Origin of the sequence: Pedococcus sp. 2YAF34 (assembly GCF_052114585.1) — a bacterium.
In the GTDB taxonomy this organism is placed as follows: Bacteria; Actinomycetota; Actinomycetes; order Actinomycetales; family Dermatophilaceae; genus Pedococcus.
The window spans coordinates 43821-66888 of sequence record NZ_JBFRFA010000002.1; the positions used below are offsets into that span (position 1 = coordinate 43821).

General features: G+C 72.9%; 24 protein-coding genes. 16 read left to right on the forward strand and 8 right to left on the reverse strand.

What is annotated here, in order from left to right:
• Positions 1–25: 25 nt before the first annotated feature.
• Both AB4Z02_RS01430 and paaN read right to left on the reverse strand, forming a co-directional pair.
• Positions 26–409, reverse strand: a complete 384-nt coding sequence (locus tag AB4Z02_RS01430) for a phage holin family protein (RefSeq protein WP_056882913.1) — start codon at positions 407–409, stop codon at positions 26–28.
• Between the two features lie 54 nt (positions 410–463).
• On the reverse strand, positions 464–2206 hold the full coding sequence (paaN, locus tag AB4Z02_RS01435; protein ID WP_056882912.1) for a phenylacetic acid degradation protein PaaN: 1743 nt from the start codon (positions 2204–2206) through the stop codon (positions 464–466).
• Positions 2207–2274: 68 nt separating this feature from the next.
• On the opposite strand from paaN, the gene paaI reads away from it, so the two are divergent.
• The 3 genes from paaI to galE all read left to right on the forward strand — a co-directional run bounded on the left by paaI (position 2275) and on the right by galE (position 4488).
• Positions 2275–2712, forward strand: coding sequence for a hydroxyphenylacetyl-CoA thioesterase PaaI (gene paaI, locus AB4Z02_RS01440; protein WP_441968724.1), 438 nt, complete (start codon positions 2275–2277; stop codon positions 2710–2712).
• Between the two features lie 268 nt (positions 2713–2980).
• Complete coding sequence (locus AB4Z02_RS01445) at positions 2981–3445, forward strand: helix-turn-helix domain-containing protein (RefSeq protein WP_056882911.1); 465 nt, start codon at positions 2981–2983, stop codon at positions 3443–3445.
• A 26-nt stretch (positions 3446–3471) separates the two neighbouring features.
• Complete coding sequence (gene galE / locus AB4Z02_RS01450; RefSeq protein ID WP_441968726.1) at positions 3472–4488, forward strand: UDP-glucose 4-epimerase GalE; 1017 nt, start codon at positions 3472–3474, stop codon at positions 4486–4488.
• Here the strand turns inward: galE and AB4Z02_RS01455 are convergent.
• Complete coding sequence (locus AB4Z02_RS01455; protein WP_441968728.1) at positions 4476–5183, reverse strand: gamma-glutamyl-gamma-aminobutyrate hydrolase family protein; 708 nt, start codon at positions 5181–5183, stop codon at positions 4476–4478. The two genes, galE and AB4Z02_RS01455, sit on opposite strands and share 13 nt — an antisense overlap.
• Positions 5184–5356: 173 nt before the next feature.
• Here AB4Z02_RS01455 and AB4Z02_RS01460 point away from each other — a divergent pair, with 173 nt between their 5' ends.
• The 9 genes from AB4Z02_RS01460 to AB4Z02_RS01500 all read left to right on the forward strand — a co-directional run bounded on the left by AB4Z02_RS01460 (position 5357) and on the right by AB4Z02_RS01500 (position 15273).
• Positions 5357–6787 (forward strand): cytochrome ubiquinol oxidase subunit I, encoded by a 1431-nt coding sequence (locus AB4Z02_RS01460; protein WP_056882909.1) that lies wholly within the window; start codon positions 5357–5359, stop codon positions 6785–6787.
• Positions 6788–6814: 27 nt separating this feature from the next.
• The gene (cydB, locus tag AB4Z02_RS01465) at positions 6815–7936 is read left to right on the forward strand and encodes a cytochrome d ubiquinol oxidase subunit II (RefSeq protein WP_441968730.1); all 1122 of its coding nucleotides are present in this window, start codon (positions 6815–6817) and stop codon (positions 7934–7936) included.
• Complete coding sequence (gene cydD / locus AB4Z02_RS01470; protein ID WP_441968732.1) at positions 7936–9552, forward strand: thiol reductant ABC exporter subunit CydD; 1617 nt, start codon at positions 7936–7938, stop codon at positions 9550–9552. Before cydB ends, cydD begins: the two co-directional genes overlap by 1 nt.
• Positions 9549–11273 carry a thiol reductant ABC exporter subunit CydC gene (gene cydC / locus AB4Z02_RS01475; protein ID WP_441968734.1) on the forward strand — a complete coding sequence of 575 codons (1725 nt, stop codon included), beginning with the start codon at positions 9549–9551 and terminating at the stop codon, positions 11271–11273. Before cydD ends, cydC begins: the two co-directional genes overlap by 4 nt.
• A 2-nt stretch (positions 11274–11275) precedes the next feature.
• Positions 11276–11716, forward strand: coding sequence for a BlaI/MecI/CopY family transcriptional regulator (locus tag AB4Z02_RS01480; protein ID WP_056883236.1), 441 nt, complete (start codon positions 11276–11278; stop codon positions 11714–11716).
• Positions 11717–11793: 77 nt separating this feature from the next.
• Positions 11794–12612, forward strand: a complete 819-nt coding sequence (locus AB4Z02_RS01485; protein ID WP_441968736.1) for a M56 family metallopeptidase — start codon at positions 11794–11796, stop codon at positions 12610–12612.
• A gap of 8 nt (positions 12613–12620) precedes the next feature.
• Entirely contained in the window at positions 12621–13142 is a 522-nt protein-coding gene (locus AB4Z02_RS01490; RefSeq protein WP_441968738.1) for a low molecular weight protein-tyrosine-phosphatase, read from the forward strand.
• Between the two features lie 186 nt (positions 13143–13328).
• Positions 13329–13715, forward strand: coding sequence for a tetratricopeptide repeat protein (locus AB4Z02_RS01495; protein WP_441968740.1), 387 nt, complete (start codon positions 13329–13331; stop codon positions 13713–13715).
• A gap of 10 nt (positions 13716–13725) precedes the next feature.
• A complete protein-coding gene (locus AB4Z02_RS01500; RefSeq protein WP_441968742.1) occupies positions 13726–15273 on the forward strand; it encodes an LLM class flavin-dependent oxidoreductase in 1548 nt (515 codons plus the stop codon).
• A gap of 60 nt (positions 15274–15333) precedes the next feature.
• On the opposite strand, the gene AB4Z02_RS01505 is transcribed toward AB4Z02_RS01500, so the two are convergent.
• Positions 15334–16359 (reverse strand): aldo/keto reductase, encoded by a 1026-nt coding sequence (locus AB4Z02_RS01505; protein ID WP_441968744.1) that lies wholly within the window; start codon positions 16357–16359, stop codon positions 15334–15336.
• Positions 16360–16476: 117 nt separating this feature from the next.
• Here AB4Z02_RS01505 and purB point away from each other — a divergent pair, with 117 nt between their 5' ends.
• Genes purB through AB4Z02_RS01520 form a run of 3 tightly spaced genes read left to right on the forward strand, consistent with a single transcriptional unit; the run spans position 16477 to position 18663 of the window.
• Positions 16477–17886, forward strand: coding sequence for an adenylosuccinate lyase (gene purB, locus AB4Z02_RS01510; RefSeq protein WP_441968746.1), 1410 nt, complete (start codon positions 16477–16479; stop codon positions 17884–17886).
• 28 nt (positions 17887–17914) lie between these two features.
• Positions 17915–18265 (forward strand): DUF2568 domain-containing protein, encoded by a 351-nt coding sequence (locus AB4Z02_RS01515; RefSeq protein ID WP_441968748.1) that lies wholly within the window; start codon positions 17915–17917, stop codon positions 18263–18265.
• Positions 18262–18663 carry an MmcQ/YjbR family DNA-binding protein gene (locus AB4Z02_RS01520; RefSeq protein ID WP_441968750.1) on the forward strand — a complete coding sequence of 134 codons (402 nt, stop codon included), beginning with the start codon at positions 18262–18264 and terminating at the stop codon, positions 18661–18663. Before AB4Z02_RS01515 ends, AB4Z02_RS01520 begins: the two co-directional genes overlap by 4 nt.
• Before the next feature lie 36 nt (positions 18664–18699).
• Here AB4Z02_RS01520 and AB4Z02_RS01525 read toward each other — a convergent pair whose 3' ends face one another.
• Both AB4Z02_RS01525 and AB4Z02_RS01530 read right to left on the reverse strand, forming a co-directional pair.
• Complete coding sequence (locus tag AB4Z02_RS01525) at positions 18700–19335, reverse strand: VOC family protein (protein ID WP_056882900.1); 636 nt, start codon at positions 19333–19335, stop codon at positions 18700–18702.
• Positions 19336–19383: 48 nt separating this feature from the next.
• Entirely contained in the window at positions 19384–20211 is an 828-nt protein-coding gene (locus tag AB4Z02_RS01530) for a TrmH family RNA methyltransferase (protein ID WP_441968753.1), read from the reverse strand.
• A gap of 66 nt (positions 20212–20277) precedes the next feature.
• Between AB4Z02_RS01530 and AB4Z02_RS01535 the strand changes: the two genes are divergently transcribed.
• Entirely contained in the window at positions 20278–20886 is a 609-nt protein-coding gene (locus AB4Z02_RS01535) for a hypothetical protein (RefSeq protein ID WP_056882899.1), read from the forward strand.
• A 123-nt stretch (positions 20887–21009) separates the two neighbouring features.
• On the opposite strand, the gene AB4Z02_RS01540 is transcribed toward AB4Z02_RS01535, so the two are convergent.
• Together AB4Z02_RS01540 and AB4Z02_RS01545 are read right to left on the reverse strand one after the other, a co-directional pair.
• Positions 21010–21804, reverse strand: coding sequence for an HAD family hydrolase (locus tag AB4Z02_RS01540; RefSeq protein WP_441968755.1), 795 nt, complete (start codon positions 21802–21804; stop codon positions 21010–21012).
• Between the two features lie 10 nt (positions 21805–21814).
• Positions 21815–23026, reverse strand: a complete 1212-nt coding sequence (locus tag AB4Z02_RS01545; RefSeq protein ID WP_441968757.1) for an alpha-hydroxy acid oxidase — start codon at positions 23024–23026, stop codon at positions 21815–21817.
• Positions 23027–23068 lie beyond the last annotated feature (42 nt).

The window sequence follows — 23068 nt, forward strand, 5'->3', positions numbered from 1 at the left end:
GTGGCGCTGCCGTGCCCGGCTCGGGTCAGTCGTCGTCCCCGTCGGGCAGGACCCAGTTGAGGACGATCGACACGATGGTCACGACCAGCGCGCCGAGGACCGCGTCCCAGAAGAAGTGGTCGATCGTGAAGCTCAGGCCGAGCGGGCCGGAGATCCACTCGGTCAGCTGGAGCATGAATGCGTTGACGATGAACGTGAACAGCCCGAGCGTCAGGATGATGAAGGGAAAGCTCAGCAGCTTGGCGATGGGCTTGACGATCGCGTTGACGAGCCCGAAGACCACGGCCACCAGCACCACGGTGGCGAACTTCGACCCGAACTTGCCGTCGCCGAAGCCGATGCCCGGGACGAGCCACGCCGCCACCCACAGCGCCACCGCGTTGACGGCGACCTTGATGAGGAAGTTCATGTCCCGATCGTGCCAGAGCGGTGTCGGCGGCGCAGGGACCCCGCGACCGCTGCCTCAGACGTGGCGGCGGCTCGTGACGACGCGGAAGCGGTTGGCCACGAACGCGGCATCGGTGTACGCGGCGTTGGCGGCCGGGTTGGCGCCGGTGCCGTGGAGGTCGGAGAACGCAGCCGTCTGGTTGACGAAGACCTGGCCGGTGAGGTTCTCCGAGAGCGCGACGCCGGCGTCGGCCGCGGCCTCGCGGGCCCGGTCGAGCACGTCCTCGGAGGTCGAGTAGACCGCCGCCGTCATCGCCCCGTGCTCGCGCACGGTGTCACGGAACTGGGCCAGCGACTGGTCGGTGCCGGACGTGGCGATGAGGAAGGTGACCGGCCCGAAGCACTCCTGGGTGTAGACGTCCTCACGGCTGGCGTCGACGGCGACAAGGCCCGGGGCGCGGACCACGGCGTCGGGCCAGGTCGGGTGGGTGACGGCTCGCGAGTCCAGGACGACCGTGCCACCCGCTTCGGCGGCGAGGTCGGCCACGCCCCCGGCATTGGCGCGGACCCCGTCGTTGACGGTGGCGCCGAGCAGCTCCACCGCCCGGGCGTCGTCACCGGTGAGCTTGCCCACGGCGGCGGCCAGGCGGGCCCCGAAGTCCTCGAACGACAGGTGGCCCTCGTCGGTGTCGATGCCGTCCCGGGGCACGTAGAGGTTCTGGGGCGTGGTGCACATCTGCCCGGAGTAGAGCGTCAGGGAGAACGCGAGGTTGCCCAGCACGCCGCGCAGGTTGTCGGTCGAGTCGACGACGACGGAGTTGACCCCCGCCTTCTCGGTGTAGACCAGCTGACCCCTGCCGGCGCCGGTCTCCTCGAGCCAGGCACCGAACGACGGTCCGCCCGTGTAGTCGACGATGCGCACTTCCTCGCGCTCGGCCAGGACCTTGGCGAGACCTTCGCCCTCGGCCTCGGGGGCGAGCTGGACCAGGTCCGGGCTGAACCCGGCGGCGGCCAGGACCTCACGGGCGACGGCGACCGAGATCGCGAGCGGCAGCACCGCGTGCGGGTGCGGCTTGACGATGACGGGGTTGCCGGTGACGAGGGACGCGAACAGCCCGGGGTAGCTGTTCCACGTCGGGAAGGTGTTGCAGCCGATGACGAGCGCGAGCCCACGGGGCACGATGCGGTAGTCCTTCTGCATGCGCAGCGGGGCGGGGTTGCCCTCCTTGTCGCGGCCGGGCTTCTCCCAGACGACCGAGGCAGGCACGCGCTCCTGCTCGACGAGCCCGGCGACGACGGCCTCGAGGGCGCGGTCCTGGGCGTGCGGCCCGGCGGCCTGGAAAGCCATGACGAAGGGCTGGCCGGACGTGTGCATCACCGAGTGGGCGATCTCGAAGGAGCGCCGGTTGATGCCTTCGATGACCTCCACGCAGACGGCTGCGCGGGTGCGGGCACCGGCGTCGCGCCAGGCCGGCAGGGCCGCGAGCCCGGCTGCCACGGCCGCGTCGACGTCGAGGTGGGGGTAGGTGATGCCCAGGGCCGGCCCGTACGGGGAGACCTCCTCGCCCGTCCACGTGCCGTCCGTCGCCACGTCACCGAGCGCACCGAAGGCCTTGTCGCGCAACGCCTCGAAGGCCTCCTGCCCCGCCTGGGCAGACCCCTCGCCGTACACGCGGGGCGACGGGGACTCGGGGTAGCGCGAGAAGTAGGAGCGGGCGGCGAGCGCGGCGGCGGCCTGCTCGAGCACGTCCGCGTGCTTCGCGACGAGGGGGTGCTGCTGGGACGGGGCGTGCTCGGTGGGCGACGTTGCCGTGGTCATGCGGTCATCGTAGGTGTCGCGCAGCGTCCCGTGGCACGCGCGGAGCGGGTGGCTGCGAGCATGGGCGGATGAGCGACGTGAGCGACCGCAGCGACGACCTGTCAGACGACCTGGCACACGTGCTGGCCATGTGGGCCGACGACCGGGCCTCCCGCGACCTCGGCATGGAGGCCACCACCGTCGAGGTCGACCACGCGGTGGTCCGGATGACCGTCACCGACTCGATGGTCAACGGTCACGCCATCGCCCACGGCGGGTTCATCTTCACCCTGGCCGACTCGGCGTTCGCCCTGGCCTGCAACAGCCGCGGGCAGCTGACCGTCGCCGCCGGTGCCGACGTCACCTTCGTGACCTCGGCACGGCTGGGCGACGTCCTCGTCGCCGACGCCCGTCAGCGGACCACCTACGGTCGCAGCGGCATCACCGACGTGACCGTGACGAGGGAGTCGGACGGCGCGGTCGTCGCCGAGTTCCGCGGCCGCTCGCGGAGCCTGCCGCCCCGGTAACCGAGCGCTGAACCGGCGCCCCCCGAGACCCGCGCTGAGGGGTCCGCCGGGACCGCCGCACACGGTGATCGTCTCGCTATGCAGTGCCCCACCTGAGGGGGCACTGCATAGCAAGGCAAGACCGGGTGCCGGGCCTCCCGCCTGCGCCCCTCCCCGCGCCCCTGCCCGCGCCCCTCCAGTTGTCCCCACCTGCGGCCTTGCGCGTCCGGCGTCCCCAGCCCGCGAGAACGACGTCGCCGCCGTCGCGCGGCGACGCGACAGTGAGGACGTGGCGTACGAACGGTTCGACGACAAGGTGGCCCGGTGGGAGCGTGAGCTCGATGACGCCCGCGATGCCCTCACGCTCTGCGACAGCATCGTGATGGCCCTGCGCGCCGCGCGGTCGGAGTCGGGGGCGAGCCAGCGCGACCGCGCCGAGGCCACCGGCCTGAGCAAGAGCGCCGTCTCTCGACTCGAGTCGAACCCGGGCCGGCTCAAGCTCGACGACGTGGTCGCCGCGCTGGCCGACACCCGGTTCCACCTGAGGCTGTGCCACGACCTCGACGGCAGCCCGGTGCTCGCCGAGGACTGGACCTCGTCGGACGTGCTCGGCCGGGACCGGACCAACCGCCGGCTCCCGGCCCACGCCACGCCCCGTCGCGCGCGGTCGAGCCCGACGTGGTTCACGGCAAGGCACGGGTACGACGTGCCCGGCCCCGAGTGGACATGGCACCGTGACGCCTCGGGACGCTGAGGTGGCTCACGCCATACGCTGTGGCCATGCGCGTTCTGGTCACCGGCGGTGCCGGTTACATCGGGTCCCACACGGTCGTCCAGCTGGCCGCAGCCGGCCACGAGGTCGTGGTGGTCGACAGCTTCGCCAACTCCAAGCCGACGGTGGTCCCGCGGCTCGAGGCCCTGATCGGCGGCCACCTCGAGGTCCATGCCTTCGACCTCACCGACCGCGACAAGACCGAGAACCTGTTCGCCGAGCGGCAGTTCGACGCCGTCATCCACTTCGCCGGGCTCAAGGCCGTGGGCGAGAGCGTCGAGGTGCCGCTGGAGTACTACCAGAACAACCTCGACTCGACCTTCGCGCTCGTGCGCGCGATGCAGCGTCACGGCTGCTTCAAGCTCGTGTTCTCCTCCTCCGCGACGGTGTACGGCGAGAGTGCCGAGCCGCCGTTCACCGAGCACCTGCCCACCTCGGCGACCAACCCCTACGGGTGGACCAAGGTCATGCAGGAGCAGGTGCTGCGCGACGTCGCCCGCACCGACGACCGCTGGCGCATCGCGCTCCTGCGCTACTTCAACCCCGTGGGCGCACACACGTCGGGCACCATCGGCGAGGACCCGCAGGGCATCCCCAACAACCTCATGCCGTTCATCGCCCAGGTGGCGGTGGGCACCCGCGAGAAGCTCAACGTCTTCGGTGACGACTACCCGACACCCGACGGCACGCCCCTGCGCGACTACATCCACGTCGAGGACCTGGCGGCCGGCCACCTCGCCGCCCTGACCAAGCTGGGCAGCACCGACGAGGTCGTCTCGACCTGGAACCTCGGCACGGGCCACGGGACCAGCGTCCTGGAGGTGCTGCACGCATTCGAGCACGCCTGCGGGCACGAGCTGCCCTACGAGGTGGTCGGCCGCCGCGCCGGCGACATCGCCGCGTCGTACGCCGACCCCTCCAAGGCCGAGGCTGAGCTGGGCTGGAAGGCCGAGCGCACCATCGAGGACATGTGTGCCGACCAGTGGCACTGGCAGCGCGACAACCCGGTGGGCTACCCCGACTGACGCCTCGCGCCGCCCTGCTCGACGACCCAGTCGAACAGCGCCTGCTGGTGCGGCACCTCGTGGGCGTCCACCTCCGGGTGCCACTGCACGGCGACCACCCGGCCGTCGGCCGACTCCATCGCCTCGACGCACCCGTCCTCGCTCGTCGCCGACAGCAGCCAGCCCTCCGCGAGCCGGTCGCAGGCCTGGTGGTGGTTGGACCAGCCGCCGCGCCGCCCTGGTCCCATGAGGCGCTCGAGCAGCGTGCCGGGCACGACGTCGACGTCGTGCGGGTTGTTGGCGTGGGCGACCGTGGTCTCCTCGTAGTGCTGGTGGATGGTGCCGCCGAGCACGATGTTGAGCACCTGCATGCCGCGGCAGATCGCCAGGACGGGCACGCCGGCCTCGACGGCCGCCCGGCTCACGGCGACGTCGGCGGCGTCCTGCTCGGCGGGTGGGTGCGACTCCCGGGGATGCACGTCGGGGACACCGAACGGGCGCAGGTCGAGGTCGTCGCCGCCCTGCAGGACGACGGCGTCGGCGAGGGCGACGAGGTCGCGGGCCCGCTCGAGGCCGTCGGGCCACGCGAGCAGCGGCTCCCCGCCCGCACGTGAGATGGAGTCCAGCAGTGACCGCGGCGCGAACAGACCGGGGCGCTCGCGCCCCTCGATGACGCGGGCCCACCGGGCTGGCACGAGGACGAGCGGTCGGCGCACGGCACGACCCTAACCGGCGAGCCAGCCGCGCCCCGGAGCCGCTGAGACGAGCGTCACGGCGGGGCAGGACCTTCGCCCCTGCCGCCTGACCTACGACGAGTCGTAGTATGTACTACGCCGTGTAGTAATGCCCGTTGCCAAAGCCCTCGTCGCGCAGGGAGACCGGAGCACCGATGGACAACCTCGACCTGGCCCGCTGGCAGTTCGCCATCACCACCGTCTACCACTTCCTGTTCGTCCCGGTCACGATCGGGCTCTCGGCCCTCGTGGCCTGGTACCACTCCTCCTGGGTGCGGCGCCGCCGCCAGGACGACCTGCGGCTCGCCAAGTTCTTCGGCAAGCTCTTCACGATCAACTTCGCCCTCGGGCTGGTCACCGGCATCGTGCAGGAGTTCCAGTTCGGCATGAACTGGTCGGACTACAGCCGCTTCGTGGGCGACATCTTCGGCGCACCGCTGGCGATCGAGGCGCTGCTCGCGTTCTTCCTCGAGTCGACCTTCCTCGGCCTGTGGATCTTCGGCTGGGGCCGGATCCCGGAGAAGCTCCACGCCGCCTGCATGTGGATCGTGCACGTGGGCACGCTGCTCTCGGCCTACTTCATCCTCGCCGCCAACTCGTTCATGCAGAACCCGGTCGGCTACCGCTACAACCCCGAGACCGGCCGCGCTGAGCTCACCGACTTCGTCGCGGTCCTGACCAACAAGGTGCAGCTGGTGACGTTCCCGCACGTCGTCGCCGCGGCCTACATGGTCGGGGGTGCCGTCGTCATGGCCGTGGGGCTGTGGCACCTGCGGCGGGCCGACGTCGGCCGTGACTCCGGCTTGTACCGGCGCGCCACCCGGCTCGGCGCCGCCGTCACCCTCGTCGCGGGCCTGGCCGTGGCCGGCACCGGCGACGTCCAGGGCAAGATCATGACCGAGGTGCAGCCCATGAAGATGGCCGCGGCCGAGGCGCTCTACACGTCCTCCGACGGCAGCGCCCCCTTCTCCCTGCTGACCATCGGGTCGCTCGACGGCACGCAGGAGAAGTTCGCGGTGACGGTGCCGGGGCTGCTGAGCTTCCTCGCCACGGGCCACTTCGACGGCAGCGTCCAGGGCATCAACGAGCTCAAGGCGGAGTACGCGCAGCGGTTCGCCGGCAACCCGCTCACGGCCGACGCGACGTACACGCCGAACATCCCGCTGTCCTACTGGAGCTTCCGGCTCATGATCGGCGTCGGGATGCTGGCCGCCCTCCTCGCCCTCCTCACGCTCTGGACCACCCGCGGCGAGCGCGTCCCGCGTGCCCGGTGGTGGCACTGGGCGGTCATCGCGGCGCCCCTGCTGCCGATCCTCGGCAACAGCTTCGGCTGGATCTTCACCGAGGCCGGCCGCCAGCCCTGGCTGGTGTTCGGGGTGATGGCGACGAAGACCGGCGTCTCGCCCTCGGTGTCCGCCGGTGAGGTCGTGACGTCGATGGTCGTCTACACGCTGCTCTACGGCGTCCTGGCCGTCATCGAGGTCAAGCTCTTCCTCACCTACCTGCGGGCCGGGGCGCCGCCCTTCGAGGAGCCCGCGACGCCGGAGACCACCGACGAGGACGCCCCGCTGGCGTTCGCGTACTGAGAACCACGAGAGAGATCGGAACCCGTCATGGAGCTCAGCACCGTCTGGTTCGTCATCATCGCCGTCCTGTGGACCGGCTACTTCGTCCTCGAGGGCTTCGACTTCGGTGTGGGCATGCTGCTGCCGGTGCTCGGCCGCGGCGAGGACGCCGAGACCACCGAGAAGCGGCGGCGCGTCCTGGTCAACACCATCGGCCCCGTCTGGGACGGCAACGAGGTATGGGTCCTCACCGCCGGCGGCGCGACCTTCGCCGCGTTCCCGCACTGGTACGCGACGATGTTCAGCGCCTTCTACCTCCCCCTGCTGCTCATCCTCGTCGCGCTCATCGTGCGCAACCTCGGCTTCGACTACCGCGGCAAGCGCGACGACGCCCGGTGGCGCGCCCGGTGGGACGTGGCGATCATCGCCGGGTCGGCGGTGCCCGCGCTGCTGTGGGGCGTCGCGCTGACCAACGTCGTGCGCGGCCTGCCGATCGACGCGCACAAGGAGTTCACCGGCAACCTCTTCACCCTGCTCAACCCGGTGTCGCTGCTCGGCGGCCTCGTGACCGTCGGCCTGTTCCTCACCCACGGCGCCCTGTTCACCGCGCTCAAGACCACCGGTCCGATCCGTGAGGACGCCCGGGCGGTCGCCACCCGGACCGGCGTCGTGACGGCGGTGCTGGCCGTCGCCCTCCTCGTCATCCTCGGCGCCGGCGGCGGCACCGCCTGGTCGTGGCTGACGACGGTGGTCGCCGCCGGCTCGCTGGTCGGCGCCCTGGCGGCCAACCTGCGCGGACGGGAGGGCTGGGCGTTCGTCGGCACCTTCGTCACCATCGTGATGGCGGTGGCGACCTACTTCCTGCTGCTATTCCCGGACGTCATGCCCAGCACGCTCGACGCGGCCTGGTCGCTGACCACGGCGAACGCCTCCAGCACGCCGTACACGCTGAAGATCATGACCTGGGTGGCCGTGGTGTTCACCCCGATCGTGCTGCTCTACCAGTCGTGGACCTACTGGGTGTTCCGCAAGCGGATCGGCACCGACCACATCCCTGCCGCCACGGGCCCCGGCACTCCTGCCGGCGGCGAGGGCGTGGCTGACACCCAGCCGGACGCCCGCGCCACCCAGCCGGTCGGCACCCGGACGTCCGAGCCGGCCGGGCGCTGATGCGGCCGTTCGACCCCCACGTCCTGCGCACCCTGCCCGAGGCGAGGCGGCCCCTGGGCGTCCTCGCCGCGGTGGGGGTGGCGCAGGGCGTGGCCACCGTGGCGACCGCGTTCGCCCTGTCGGCGGTCGTCGTCGCCGTGGTGGAGGGCGCACCCGTCGGGGCCCCGGCCACCGGCCTCGCGACGCTGTTCGTCGTGCGGGGTCTGCTCGCCCTGGCCACGGAGCGGGTTGCCGCCACGGCCGGCGTCGCGGTGAGCGCTGCGGCGAGGGCCCGGCTGCTGCGCGGCTGGCTCGCCGCACCCGCCGAGCGACGCCCCGACCCGACGACCGCGCTCGTGCTCGCCGACCAGGGCGCGACCAGCATCGAGCCGTACGTCGCCCGCTACCTGCCAGCGCTGCTCACCGCCGCGGTGGTGCCCCCGCTGGCGATCGTGGTGCTGGCCGTCGTCGACTGGCCCAGCGCGCTGGTCGTCGTCCTCACCCTGCCGCTGCTCCCGCTGTTCGCCGCGCTCATCGGGGCCACCACCCGTGACGCCACCGCCCGCAGGTGGCAGGCCCTGTCGGCCCTGTCCGGGCACTTCCTCGACGTCGTCCGCGGTCTGCCGACGCTGGTGGCGTACGGCCGGGCCCAGCGCCAGACCGAGGTCGTCGGCGCGGTGAGCCAGCGCCACCGCCGGGCGACGATGGCGACCCTGCGACTGGCCTTCCTCAGCTCCGCGGCGCTCGAGCTGCTCGCCACGATCTGCGTCGCGATCGTGGCGGTGACCGTCGGGCTGCGGTTGTCCCACGGCGGCCTCGCCCTCGGCACCGCGCTGGTCGCCATCCTGCTCGCGCCCGAGGCGTACTGGCCGATCCGACGGGTGGGCGCCGAGTTCCACAGCGCGGCCGACGGCGCCGAGGCCCTGCGGCAGGTCACGGAGCAGCTGGGGTCCGACCCCGTGGCCGGGGCCCGCGCCGCCGGGTCGGTGGCACCCGCCTGGTCCGCGTCCGAGCCCACGCTGGCGCAGGTGCTGGTCCGCGACCTCACCTACGCCCACCCGGGCTCGGACCGCCCGGTCCTCGACGGGCTCGACCTCACGGCCGGCGTCGGGCTCACCGTCGTGACCGGCCCCTCCGGCGTGGGCAAGTCGACCCTCCTCGAGCTGGTGGCGGGCCTGCGGGAGCCGGCGTCCGGCACCGTCACCGCACCGCGAACCCACCTGGTGACCCAGCGACCGTTCCTCACGCCGGGCAGCGTCCGCGCCAACCTCACCCTCGGCGTCGACGGCGCGACGGGTCCCGAGGAGCTGTGGGCCGTCCTGCGCCGGGTCGGCCTCGACGGTCCGGTGGCCGCCCTGCCCTCGGGCCTCGACACCGCGCTCGGCGACGACGGGCGTGGGCTCTCCGCCGGCCAGCGCGCCAGACTCGCGCTCGCCCGAGCCCTGCTCAGCGACGCCACCGTGGTCCTGCTCGACGAGCCCACGGCCCACCTCGACCCGGCCTCGGTCGCCCTGGTCCACGACGTCGTCACCGAGCTGGCCGAGCGGCGCTGCGTCGTGGCGGTCACCCACCGCTCCGAGCTCGTCGCGCTCTCCGACCAGGACGTCCACCTCCAGGCTGCGGCGGTGGCGGCATGAGTCCCGTCGCCCGCCCGGGGCTCCGCGCCGCCTCACCGCGCGTCGTGGTCGCCGGCGCCATCGGGGCCGCAGCCCTCGCCTCGGGGGTCGCGCTCACGGCCACCTCCGGGTGGCTCATCGTCCGCGCCGCCGAGCGCCCGGTCATCCTCACCCTGCTCACCGCGATCGTCGCGGTCCGGACGTTCGGCATGGCCCGGCCCGTGCTTCGGTACTGGGAGCGGCTGCGCTCCCACGACGCGGCCCTGGACGACCTCGCGCAGGCCCGCACCGCCGTGTACGCAGCCCTCGTCCCGCTCACGCCGGCCCGCCTGCCGAGGCGCGGCCGCGCTGCGGTGCTCAGCGGCGTCGTCGACGACGTCACCGACCGGGTCGAGGCGCAGGTGCGGGTGACCGTCCCGGTCGTCGCCGTGCTGCTCACGGGCGTGGGCACCGCGGCCCTGTGCGCATGGGTCGAACCGCTCGCCGGGGCGGTCGTCGCGGCCCTGGTCGTCGTCGCCGGAGCCGCGACCGTCGTGGCGTGGCGCACCGAGTCACGCAGCCAGCTCGAGCTCGGCGCGGCCCGGGCCGACGTCACCCGCACCTGCGAGCTGGTCGCGGGCCAGGCCGCCGAGCTGCAAGCCGTGGGGGCGACCTACACGGCCGCCCGCTGGGTCGACCGGGCCCACGCCGAGGTCGCCCGCGCGACCCGGCGCCAGGTGGCCGGCCGAGCCGGGGCAGCCGCCACCCTGCCGGTCGCCACCATGCTCGCGACCCTGGGCTGTGCCGCCGTCGCAGTGCGAGCCGATCGCTCGGCACCGGTGCTGGCGCTGCTCGTGCTCGCGCCGTTCGCGCTCGCCGAGGTGTTCGCGCCGCTGCCGGACGTCGCCCGCGCCTGGGCCCGCGCCCGGGCCGCCTCCGACCGGCTGGAGTCCCTCCTTCGCTCCACCCCGGCCGTGGCAGGGGACCCGAGCCCGGCCCGCGCCGCCCGCGCCGCCGCCACGACCTCCATCGACCACGTCGACCTGGCCTCGCCGCACCCGGCCGCCTCCGCCGACGGGTCACCGGCCCACGTGCCCGACCTCCGCCTGGTGGGAGTGAGCGCCAGCTGGGACGGCACGCGCGAGGCGCTGGCACCCACGGACCTGCACCTCGCGGCCGGCGACGTGCTGGTGCTCACCGGGCCGAGCGGCGGCGGCAAGTCCACCCTGGTCGCCGTGCTCGCGCGCCACCTCGACCCGACCCGTGGCAGCTACCTGGTCGACGGCACCGATGTCCGCGACCTGCCCCTGGACGCGGTCCGCGACCTCGTGGCCGTCGTCGACGACGACCCGCACGTCTTCGCGACCAGTCTGCGCGAGAACCTGCGGCTGGCCCGCCCCGACGCCGAGGACCCCGACGTGGTGGCCGCACTGCGGGCCGCAGGTCTAGGGGGTTGGTTCGGCTCGCTGCCCGAGGGTCTCGACACCACGCTCGGCACCGGCGGCCGCGGGGTCAGCGGCGGCGAGCGCGCCCGCCTCTCCATCGCGCGGGCCCTGCTGTCAGGGCGGCCCGTGCTCCTCCTCGACGAGCCCGTGGCCCACCTCGACCACCCGACCGCGGTCGCCGTCCTGCGCGACCTGGTCGCCGCCCGACAGGGCCGCAGCATCCTCGTCGTGAGCCACCGCCCCGAGGGGCTCACGGACGCGGACGGCATCATGGAGCTGGCACGCCCGGAGGTCGGGCTGCCGCACGAGGTGGGATGACGATGCCGCACAAAGCGATCAACAAGCTCGGCGAGCTCGAGCGCGCCGTGATGGACACGGTGTGGCAGGCCCAGGCCGAGGGCCGCTCGCCGGTGTCGGTCCGGACCGTCCACGACGAGCTGAGCCGGTCGCGCGACCTCGCCTACACGACGGTCATGACCGTCATGGGCCGCCTCGCCGACGGCGGGCTGCTCACCCAGGAGCGCAGCGGACGCGCCTACCTGTACGCCGCGGCCGACTCCCGCGAGGAGCTCACCGCCACGACGATGCGCGAGCACCTCAGCGGCATGGCGACCGCCGACCGGCGCACGGCGATGCTGCACTTCCTCGGCGACGCGACGGTCGAGGAGATCGCCGACCTCAAGGCCGCCCTGGCCGAGGTCGAGCAGCGGCACGCGACCGGTGCCGCCGCGCCGTCGCCCGCCCGGGGCACGGAGCCCTGACCGGCGAGCTGTCGCCGGCGGCGCCCGTCGCGCTCGCCCTGGGCGCCGTCCTGCTGGCGGGTCCCGGACCGCGGGTCATGGCGGGCCTCACCCGGTTCCGGCGCGCACCGTTCGAGGCCCTCGTGGTGTGGCAGTGCGTGGCGCTCGCCGGGGTCGTCGCCGCCCTGGCCGTCGCCCCTGCCGCCGTCGCGAGCGCGGGCCTGCCGGGCTGGGCGACCGCGGTCGCCCTGGCCCTGAGCGCGGCGATGCTGGCCCGCCTGCTCTGGTCCGGCCACCGGGTCGGCACCCGGCTGCGCAGCGAGCGACGCCGGCACGGCGAGCTCGTCGACGCCCTCGGCACCCACGACGACAGTGCGGCGACGCGGGCAGCAGGCAGCGAGGTGCGCGTGCTCGCCCACCCCACGCCCACGGCGTACTGCCTGCCCGGCCGGCGCCAGCGCGTCGTCCTGACCGAGGGCACCCTGCTGGCCCTGCCCGCTGACGAGCTCTCGGCGGTGCTCGCCCACGAACGTGCCCACCTGCGGGCGCGCCACGACCTCGTCCTCGAGTTCTTCACCGTGCTCCACGAGGCGGTCCCGCCCCGGCTGCGGGCGGTCGAGGCACTGCGGGAGGTGCGGTTGCTCGTCGAGGTGCTCGCCGACCGGGCCGCGCGCCGGGTGGCCGGCCCCGTACCCCTCGCCCGCGCGCTCGTCAGCCTGGCCGGCGGGGCCCACCCCGAGACTGCCCTGGGGGCGACGGACGGACCCGGCGCCCACGCAGGCACCTCGGCGACCCGCGACCGGATGCTGCTGCTGACCGAACCCGACGCGCCACTGGTGCTGCGGGTCGGGATGCTCGCCTTCGCCGTCGCCGTGCTCGCCACCCCCGTGCTGCTGCTGGTCGTCGCGGTGGGTTGAATGGCGTCATGAGTGCGCACCGCCCCTATCGCGTCACCGTGGTCTGCACCGGCAACATCTGCCGGTCCCCCATGGGCGAGCTGCTGCTGCGCGAGCGGTTCGCCGAGGCGGGGCTGGCCGAGGAGGTCGTCGTCGACTCGGCCGGCACCCACTCGTGGGAGGTCGGCAACCCGGCCGACCCGCGCACCCTCGCCGTCCTGGCCCGCAACGGCCACGAGGACCACGGCGGCGCCGACCACGTGGCCCGGCGGTTCGAGCGCGCCTGGCTCGACGAGGTCGACCTGGTGCTCGCCGCCGACGCGGGTCACCTGCGCGAGCTCACCAGGCTGGCCCGGAGCGAGGAGCAGCGCGCCAAGATCCGGATGTTCCGCTCCTTCGACCCGATGGCTGCCGAGCAGGGCGACCTCGACATGGACGACCCCTGGTACGGCGACGACACCGCGTTCGACCAGACGTATGCCGAGGTCACCGCCGCGGCCGCCGGCGTGGTGGAGCACGTACGCCGCGAGCTGGCCTCCCGCCGCGACTGACCCCGCGCAGTCCGTCCACGCGGCGACCGCAGCCGCCGAGACCTGGCTGCTGGACGCTATGCAGTGCCCCGGGACGTGGGGCAGTGCATGGCGTCGGAGCACGAGCGTCACCCGCACCCGCACCACGGGCGCGTCCTTGGGTGACGCCCTACGGAATAGTTGAAATCGAAACGACGTTGCCCTGTCATGACCATGACCTCGACGCCCTTCAGCCTCCGCCTGGCCCTCGCCGAAGGGCTGGCCGACCGCGGTGACCACGCGGCGGCCGCCAAGGCCTACGCCGAGCTCGTCGAGGACGCGGCGCGCGAGGACGTCGGCCACGGCACCACGGCGCTGCGCACGGCCCTGGCGCGCGCCTACTTCGGGTCGGCGCAGCTGGGCCGGGCCGAGGTGGTCCTGCGCGAGCTGGTCGACGAGTCGCCCGACGACGGCTACCTGCACCTGCTGCTCGGCAGGACCCTGCAGCGCCAGCGCCGCCACGACGAGGCGCGTCGCCACCTGTCCCTGGCCAGCATCCTCGGTGACCACGAACGCCCCACCGCCTACGGTGAGGCGAGCCGGGTGGACGCATGAGAGGACGCCGATGACCGACTACGGGCACGAGCTGCAGTTCGGGATCTTCCCGAGCCCCGACGCCGACCGGGCCGAGGACGTGCTCGCCATGAGCGAGGCCGCGGACGTCGGCGGGCTCGACCTCGTGACCATCCAGGACCACCCTTACCAGGCCAAGCACCTCGACGCCCTGACCCTGCTGTCCGTCATCGGCGCCCGCACCACCTCGGTGCGGGTCGCCCTCAACGTCGCCAACCTCCCCCTGCGGCCGCCGGTCGTGCTCGCCCGAAGCATCGCCACCCTCGACCGGTTGACCGGTGGCCGGGTCGAGCTGGGGCTCGGTACGGGTGCCTTCTGGGACGCGATCGTCGCCGCCGGCGGTCCCCGGCGGAGCCCCGGCGAGGCCGTGACGGCGCTGGAGGAGGCGATCGAGGTGGTCCGCGGCGTGTGGTCGGGGCACGGCTCGGTACGCGTCGACGGCGAGCACTACCGCGTGCAAGGTCTTCACGCCGGTCCCGCGCCGGCGCACGACGTCGAGATCTGGCTCGGCGCCTACAAGCCGCGCATGCTGCGCGTCACCGGCCGCCTCGCCGACGGCTGGCTGCCCAGCCTGGGGTATGCCGCGCCGGAGACCCTCTCGGCCATGAACGCCACCATCGACGAAGCCGCAGAGAGGGCCGGGCGCTCGCCGGCGGCCATCCGGCGCCTCTACAACATCCACGGCCGGTTCGGGTCGGGCGCCGGGCTCCTGGCAGGTGGACCGCGCGACTGGGCCGAGCAGCTCGCCGAGATCACCCTCGACCAGGGCATGAGCACCTACATCCTGGCCGTCAACCGCGTCGAGGACGTCGAGCGGTTCGCGGCCGAGGTCGCCCCGCTGACCCGCGAGCTCGTCGACGCCGAGCGCCAGCGAGCGTCTGCCCGGCCCGCCGCCGACGCCGAGCTCACCGCGGACGCCGGGCCCGGTGCAGCGGGCAGTGAGGACCAGAGGCCCCTCGAGGTGCGGTCGGCGCCCTCCGGCACGCTGGTGCCGGCGGAGGTCTGGGACGAGTCCACGCGCCCGAGCGCACCCTTCGACCCGGACGAGCGCTTCACCGCGAGCCAGCAGGCGACCGGGCAGCACCTGGTCGACGTCCACGACCACCTGCGCGGCGAGCTCGAGCGCCTGCGCGACGTCGTGGAGCAGGTGGCCCAGGGCGAGGTCGACGCCGGCCGGGCCCGCAACATCATCAACGAGCTCACCATGCGGCAGAACAACTGGACCCTCGGGGCGTACTGCGCGTCCTACTGCCGGGTCGTCACCGGCCACCACACGCTCGAGGACCGGTCGATGTTCCCGCACCTGCGGCACAGCGACCCGCAGCTGGCCCCGGTCATCGACCGCCTCGAGCAGGAGCACCACGTCATCCACGACGTGCTCGAGCAGGTGGACCGCGCCCTGGTGCAGATGGTCTCCGGCGAGCAGGGCACCGCCGTGGTGCGCGAGGCGGTCGACCTTCTCAGCGCGACGCTGCTGTCCCACCTCTCCTACGAGGAGCGCGAGCTCGTCCCGGCGCTGTCGCGCCACGGCTTCGCCTGACCGACCCCGCGTCGTACCCACCCCGCGCCGTACCCCGTCGGGGCACGGCGCGGGCCGGGGTCAGACGGTGATGGAACGGTGGCGCTGGGCGACGCCGGCGGTGCCGTAGGGGTAGTCGTCGAGCTGCGGCGCGCTCACCTCGGAGAGCCGGTCGAGCTGCTCCTCGGTGAGGTCGAGGTCGGCGGCGGCGAGGTTGTCGGTGAGCTGCTCGACGTTGCGGGCGCCGAGGATCACCGACGTGACCGCCGGCTGGGCGGCGAGCCAGGCGAGGGCCACCTGGGCGGACGAGACGCCCTGCTCCTTCGCCACCGCGCCGACCGCGTCGATGACGTCCCAGGTGCGCTCCTGCTTGTTGCGCGGGCCGTAGGCCTCCATGCCGCGCTCCGGGTCCTCGCCCAGGCGCGACTCACCCGTGGGCGTGGTGTCGCGCTGGTACTTGCCGGTGAGCCAGCCGCCGGCCAGCGGTGACCAGGGCAGCAGCCCGAGACCGCCGTCGAGGCAGGCCGGGACGACCTCGTGCTCGATGTCGCGGACGAGCAGGTTGTACTGCGGCTGCAGCGTGACCGGCGGCGTCCAGCCGTGCTCTCGGGCGGTGTGCACGGCCTTGGTGACCTGCCAGCCGAGGTAGTTGGAGAAGCCGTAGTAGCCGATCTTGCCCGCGGCGACCGCGTCGTCGAGGAAGCGCAGGGTCTCCTCGATCGGGGTCACGGCGTCCCAGGCGTGCATCTGGTAGAGGTCGATGTGGTCGACACCAAGCCGGGTGAGGGACGCGTCGAGGGCCTGGCGCAGGTGGCGCCGGGAGAGGCCGAGGTCGTTGTGCCCCTTGCCCATCGCGAAGCGGCCCTTGGTGGCGATGACGAGGTTCTTCGCGTCGTCGGGGTGGGCCTTGAGCCAGCGCCCGATGATCTCTTCGGAAACTCCGGTGGAGTAGACGTCGGCGGTGTCGAGGAACGTGCCACCGGCCTCCACGAAGGCCTCGATGATGGTGCCCGAGGTGGCTTCGTCGGCCTCCGCCCCGAAGGTCATCGTGCCGAGGCACTGGGTGGAGACGACGGTGCCGCTGGATCCGAGGGTGGTGTAGCGCATGGTTTCCACCGTAGGCGGCCTGGCCGACACCCGCGCGGCTGGAGGGTGTGGGTGGCCTTGGGCTGCTCCGCTGGACGGGTGTCAGGAGGGCCCCTCCACTCTGGGAGGATGAGGGCCATGGCTTCGCTTGCTGACGCGACCCCGTCCATCGCCCTGGGCTCGCTCGACGGTCGCTACCGCGGCGTCGTCGCGCCGCTGGTCGACCACCTCTCCGAGCCGGCGCTCAACCGGGCCCGCATCCGGGTCGAGGTCGAGTGGCTCATCTGGCTCACGACCCACGAGGTGGTCCCGGGGGTCCGCGCCCTCACCGACGCCGAGCGGGCCGCGCTGCGCCAGGTCGTCGACGACTTCGGCCCTGCCGAGATCGAGGAGCTCGCGACCATCGAGCGCGAGACCCTGCACGACGTCAAGGCCGTCGAGTACTTCCTCAAGCGCCGCCTCACGGCCATCGCGCCTTCCCCCGAGGACGCGGGTCTCGCCGAGCTCATCCACTTCTGCTGCACCAGCGAGGACATCAACAACCTGTCCTACGCGCTCATGGTGCAGGGCGCCGTCCAGCAGGTCTGGCTGCCACGCGCCACCCGCCTCGTCGAGGCGGTCTCGACGATGGCCTCCGACCTGCGCGCCGTACCCCTGCTCGCGCACACCCACGGCCAGCCGGCGACGCCGACCACCATGGGCAAGGAGCTCGCGGTCCTCGCCCACCGCCTCGGCCGCCAGCTGCGGCGCATCGAGGGCGCCGACTACCTCGGCAAGCTCAACGGCGCGACCGGCACGTACGGCGCGCACCTCGCCGCGGTGCCGGAGGCGGACTGGCCGGCGCTGAGCCGCGGGTTCGTCGAGTCCCTCGGCCTGGAGTGGAACCCGCTCACCACCCAGATCGAGAGCCACGACTGGCAGGCCGAGCTCTACGCAGACGTCGCGCGCTTCAACCGCATCCTGCACAACCTCTGCACCGACGTGTGGACCTACATCTCCATGGGCTACTTCGCCCAGGTCCGCGGCCAGGGCACGGTCGGCTCGTCGACGATGCCGCACAAGGTCAACCCGATCCGCTTCGAGAACGCCGAGGCCAACCTCGAGGTCAGCAACGCCCTTCTCGACGTCCTCGGCTCGACCCTGGTCAACAGCCGGCTGCAGCGAGACCTCACCGACTCCTCGATGCAGCGCAACATCGGGTCGGCATTCGGCCACTCGCTGCTGGCCATCGACAACGCCGAGCGCGGGCTCGCCGGCCTCGACGCCGTCCCGGCCGCCATGGCTGCCGACCTCGACGCCAACTGGGAGGTGCTCGGCGAGGCGGTGCAGTCGGCGATGCGCGCCCTGGGTGCGCAGGGTGTCGCCGGCATGGAGAACCCGTACGAGCGGCTCAAGGAGCTCACCCGCGGCCGCCGGATCACCGGTGACGACCTACGCGAGTTCGTCGGCGGCCTCGGCCTGCCCGAGGACGTCGCGGCCCGGTTGTCGGCGATGACCCCGGCCACCTACATCGGCGCCGCCCCGGAGCTCGTCGACTTCCTCGACTGATCCCCTGACGCCCCGGCAGACTGGTCCCGTGGCCGGTCTGGGGTGGTTGGTGCTCGCGCTGGTGTTCCTCGACGAGGTGCTCGCCGCCGTGGCGGCCGGGGTATGGGGCGCCCACGCCGGCGGTGTGGTGCTCGCGGTGCTCGCGCCGGTCGCCGTCGTCGCGGTGTGGTGGGCGTTCGCGTCGCCGAAGGCCCGGTGGAGCGGCCCCGTGGTACGGCCCGTCGTCAAGGTGCTCGTGTTCGGCTTCGCGTCAGCCGGCCTCTGGGTCTCCGGTCACCACACGGCTGCGGTCTCGCTGCTGGTGTTCTCGGTCGTCGTGAACGCCCTGGCCCAGCTGCCCTCCGTCCGGGCCCTGGTCGCGGAGCCGGTGGCCCCGTGACCGCACCCAGGGCGAGGCTCGAGGACCTGGCGGAGATCGCGCTGGCGCTGCCGGAGGTGGAGGAGGGCACGTCCTGGGGGCGCCTCGCATACGTGGTGCGCAAGAGGTCCTTCGTGCACTTCCGGGAGCCGCGGCCGGACGCGGTGGACCCCGACACGGGTGAGCGCATGGACGACGTCATCCTCTTCGCCGTCGGCGACCAGAACGACAAGGACGCCCTCGTCGGCTCGGACAGCCCGTGGTTCACGACACCGCACTTCGACGGCTACAACGCGGTGCTGCTGCGCGAGCGCGACCTCGGCCGGTTGACGCGGCGGGAGCTGGAGGAGGTCGTCACCGACGCCTGGGCCGCCAAGGCACCGAAACGCCTCGTCGAGGCGTACTTCGACGAGGCGTGAACGGTGCGGCCGGGTCGGCCCGGACGACGAGGGAGGTCAGACGGTGACCTTGCCGTTGGGGGTGTCGAAGGTGACGGCCAGCAGCCCGGGGGTGCCGTGCGGCGCGACGAACGTGAAGTCGATGACCGAGGACGTCTCGTCGGGCTTCATGTCGAGCCAGTCGCGGACGCGGGCCGGGTCGCCGGCGATCTGCAGGCCGTCGATGGTGACCTGGGTGTGCGCGGCGGTGGAGGGGTGCAGGCTCGGGTCGTCCCACTTGATGAAGAAGGGCAGCTGCGGGTCGGAGATCAGGCCCTTGACGCCGAGCTGGCGCCAGCGCAGCTCCACCCCGTCGGGGCGGTGGCGGTTGCCGACCACGGCCTCGCGGCCGATGCGCTGCTCGAAGGGGGCGAGGTCGTCGACCGCGACGACCCAGCCGAGCCATCCCCCACCGGCCTCGGACCGGGCGCGGACGGCCTGGCCGAACGGCGCCTTGTCGGAGGCCGGGTGGTCGAGCACCTCGACGACCTCGACATAGCGGTCATGGGCCAGCGGGAGGATCACGTTGCGAGTGCCGAAGCGGGGGTGGATGCCCCCGTCGACTGCGTCCACCCCGATGACCTTCGACAGGCGAGCGGCAGTGGCCTGCAAACCGTCGCGCTCAGCCGCATACGAAACATGGTCAACTCGCATACCCGACATCGTGACACACCCCGGGGAGTGCTCCTGACACGGGTGTGGTCAGTGTGACGCCCGGGCGCGGGCCGCGCCGCGCTGGCGCACCGCCTCGTAGATGACGATGGCCGCGGATGTGGCGACGTTGAGCGAGTTGGCCTTGCCCACCATGGGGATTCGCACCCGGTGCGCGGCGTGCTCGAGGACCTCGTCGGTGAGTCCGTACTTCTCGGCGCCCACCGCGATGGCGACGGGGCCGGTGTAGTCGACGTCCGTGTAGTCGAGGTCGGTGTCCGGGGTCGTCGCGACCAGCGCGATCCCACAGGAGTCGAGCCACTCGAGCGTCGCCGCGGTCGAGTCGCTGGCCACCGGCACCGAGAACACCGTGCCCTTGGAGGCGCGCACCAGGTTGGGGTTGCCCCAGTCGGTGACGGGGTCGGCGGCGATGACCGCCTCGGCGCCCGCCGCGTCGGCGGTGCGCAGCATCGCCCCGAGGTTGCCCGGCTTCTCCACGCCCTGGCACAGGACGGTGAGCGCGTCCGCCCCGACGGCGAGGTCGGCGCAGCGGCGCGCGACGGCCGGGACCACGGCGATGAACCCGTCAGGCCCCTCGCGGTAGGCCGTCTTCTCGAACGGACCGCGCGAGACCTGCACGGTGTCGACGCCCGCCCGGCGCACCTGCTCGACGACGCGCAGCTGGCTCTCGGGCTCGAGCATGAGCTCGGGGCAGTAGTACAGGGCCTCGGGCAGCACCCCGGCGTCGAGGGCGAGGGCCAGCTCCTCGTAGCCCTCGATGAGCGTGCGCCCCGTCTCCTCCCGGGTGCGGCGCCGTCGCAGGGACGCGAGCGCCTTGAGCCTCGGGTTGGACGGCGAGGTGATGTTCAGGTCAGCCATGGCGCGCCCCAGCATGTCAGGTCGGACCTCCCGGGTCGTGCGGACGGGTCGTGCAGACTGTCCGCCATGAGCCAGACCGCCGTGACCGAGCGCTACGCGCTGCGCCAGAAGATCACCATGATGGTGAACCGCTACGAGATCCGCACCGTCGACGCCTCCGGTGCCGAGGGCCCGGTCGTCGCCGTCGCCCAGCAGAAGCGGATGGCCTTCAAGGAGCAGGTGACCTTCTACGCCGACGAGGCACGCAAGCAGCCGGTCTTCTCCTTCAAGGCCCGCCAGCGCATCGACCTCGGTGCGACGTATGACGTGTTCGACGCGGCGGGCGCACCCATCGGCTGGTTCCGCAAGGACTTCGGCAAGTCGCTGCTGCGCTCCTCGTGGCACCTCGGCTCGGCCGACGGCCTCGAGGCGTTCGGCACCGAGCGCAACAAGAACGTCGCGATCGTGCGCCGCATCTGGGACTTCGTGCCCTACGTCGGCGAGATCCCGCTGCCGTTCCTGTTCCACTTCGACTTCACCGCCCCCGACGGCACGCTGGTGCTGAGCTCGGAGCGCAAGCGGTCCCTGCGCGACCGCTACGACATCCACGTGCCGCAGGCGAGCAACGGCTGGCAGCTCGACTGGCGCGTCGGTCTCGCGATGGCCGTCGCCCTGGACGCCCTCCAGTCCCGCTGACCCGGACCGCGGCCCGCCGCACCCACCACGACAGACCCGCTGCCAGTAGTGGTGGCGCCGAGGCCGCACGTGCCACCACTACTGGCGTGAAGGCAGAAGTGGGGCTGTCGGCGCCGGTCGGGCTCAGAGCAGGGAGAGGAGCACGGGGACGAGGCCGTCCTCGTCGACGTCGAGGGTGACCTCGTCGGCGACGGCCTTGACCTCGTCGGGGGCGTTGCCCATCGCCACGCCCCGGGCGGCCCACTGGAGCATCTCAAGGTCGTTGCGCTGGTCGCCGACGGCGACGGTGTGGCGCGGGTCGACCTCGAGCCGCCGGCGCAGGATCTCCAGCGCCGAGCCCTTGGAGACGCCCTCGGGGTTGAGGTCGAGCCAGGCGCTGAACCCCACCGCGTAGTTCACGCCGTGCAGGCCGATGCGCTCGGTCAGCTCGAGGAAGTCCTCCGCGGTACCCGAGGGTGAACGGAACGTCACACGGGTCACGGGTTCGGCGACCAGCTCCTCCCACGGCACGACCCGCAGCTCGCCCTGCAGCTCCCCGTCGGGGAACGGCGCGCTCAGCTTGAACCCGACGCCCAGGTCCTCGACCGCGATGACGGCGTCGGGCCACTCGTCGCGCAGCAGCGTCAGGGCCGGCGCCGGGTCGAAGGTGACGGCCTCGACGACGCGAAACCCTTTGTCCTCCGCGGGATCCAGCTCGAGGGTGACCGCCCCGTTGGAGCACACGGCATACCCGGTGGTGATGCCCAGCTCGTCGAGGATGAACGTGGTCGCGGGGATCGACCGCCCGGTCGCGATGATGACGTGGTGGCCGGCCTCGACCACGGCCCTCACCGCGGCCCGGACCTCCAGGGACAGCTCACCGGCGTGGTTGATGGTCGTGCCGTCGACGTCGAGCGCGACGAGGTGGGGGCGGGCCATGGGCCCGAGCCTACGGAAGGCGCACGTGCTGCGGACCGAGGTCCGCGATCCGGCGCGCGCCGAGCAGCGCCATCGTGCGTCGAGCCTCGGTGGCGAGGATGTCGGCGGCGCGCTGCACCCCGGCCTCGCCTCCGGCCATGAGCCCGTAGAGGTAGGCGCGGCCGACCATGACGCTGCTCGCTCCGAGTGCGACCGCGGCGACGACGTCGGCGCCGGACATCACGCCCGTGTCGAGCATGATCTCCGCGTCGTCACCGAGCGCCTCGCGGACGACGGGCAGCAGCCGCAGCGGCACGGGCGCGCGGTCGAGCTGCCGGCCACCGTGGTTGGACAGCACGATCGCGTCGACCCCGGCGTCCATGACGAGCCTGGCGTCGTGGACCGTCTGGATGCCCTTGATGATGAGCGGACCGTCCCAGTAGGACCGCACCCACTCCAGGTCGGCCACGGTCATGGTCGGGTCGAAGAGCGTGTTGAGCAGCTCGGCGACGGTGCCGTCCCACGACGCGAGCGAGGCGAAGGTCAGCGGCTCGGTGGTGAGCAGGTTGAGCCACCAGCTCGGGTGCAGGGCCGCGTCGGCGACGGTCCGCACCGTCAGGGCCGGCGGGATGGCGAACCCGTTGCGGGTGTCCCGCAGCCGGGCCCCCGCGACCGGGACGTCGACGGTGAGGACCAGCGCCTCGTACCCGGCCTCCTTGGCCCGCGTCATGAGCTCCTCGCCCGCACTGCGGTCCTTCCAGACGTAGAGCTGGAACCACTTGCGGGCGTCCGGTGCGGCTGCGGCGACGTCCTCGATCGAGGTCGTGCCCATCGTCGAGAGCGAGTAGGGGATGCCGATGCGGTCGGCGACGCGCACGACCGCTCGCTCCCCCTCGTGCTGCATCATCCGCGTGAAACCCGTGGGGGCGAACGAGAACGGCAGTGCGGAGGGCTTGCCGAGGAAGTCGGTCGTGAGGTCGATCGCGGAGACGTCCTGCAGGATCGCCGGGTGGAACTCGAGCCCGGCGAAGGTCTGGCGGGCGCGACGGAGGCTGATCTCGCCCTCGGCGGCGCCGTCGGTGTAGTCAAAGACCGACGTGGGGGTACGCCGCTTGGCCACCGCGCGCAGGTCGGCGATGGTGAGCGCGGCGTCCAGGCGCCGCTTCCTGGCGTCGAGCTCGATCGGCTTGGGCCGCAGCAGCGGCTTGAGCTCGGACCACTTGGGCAGCTGTCGCTCGGTCATCGGTCCAACCTAACCGCGACGGTCCGGAAGCACCCCCGGTGG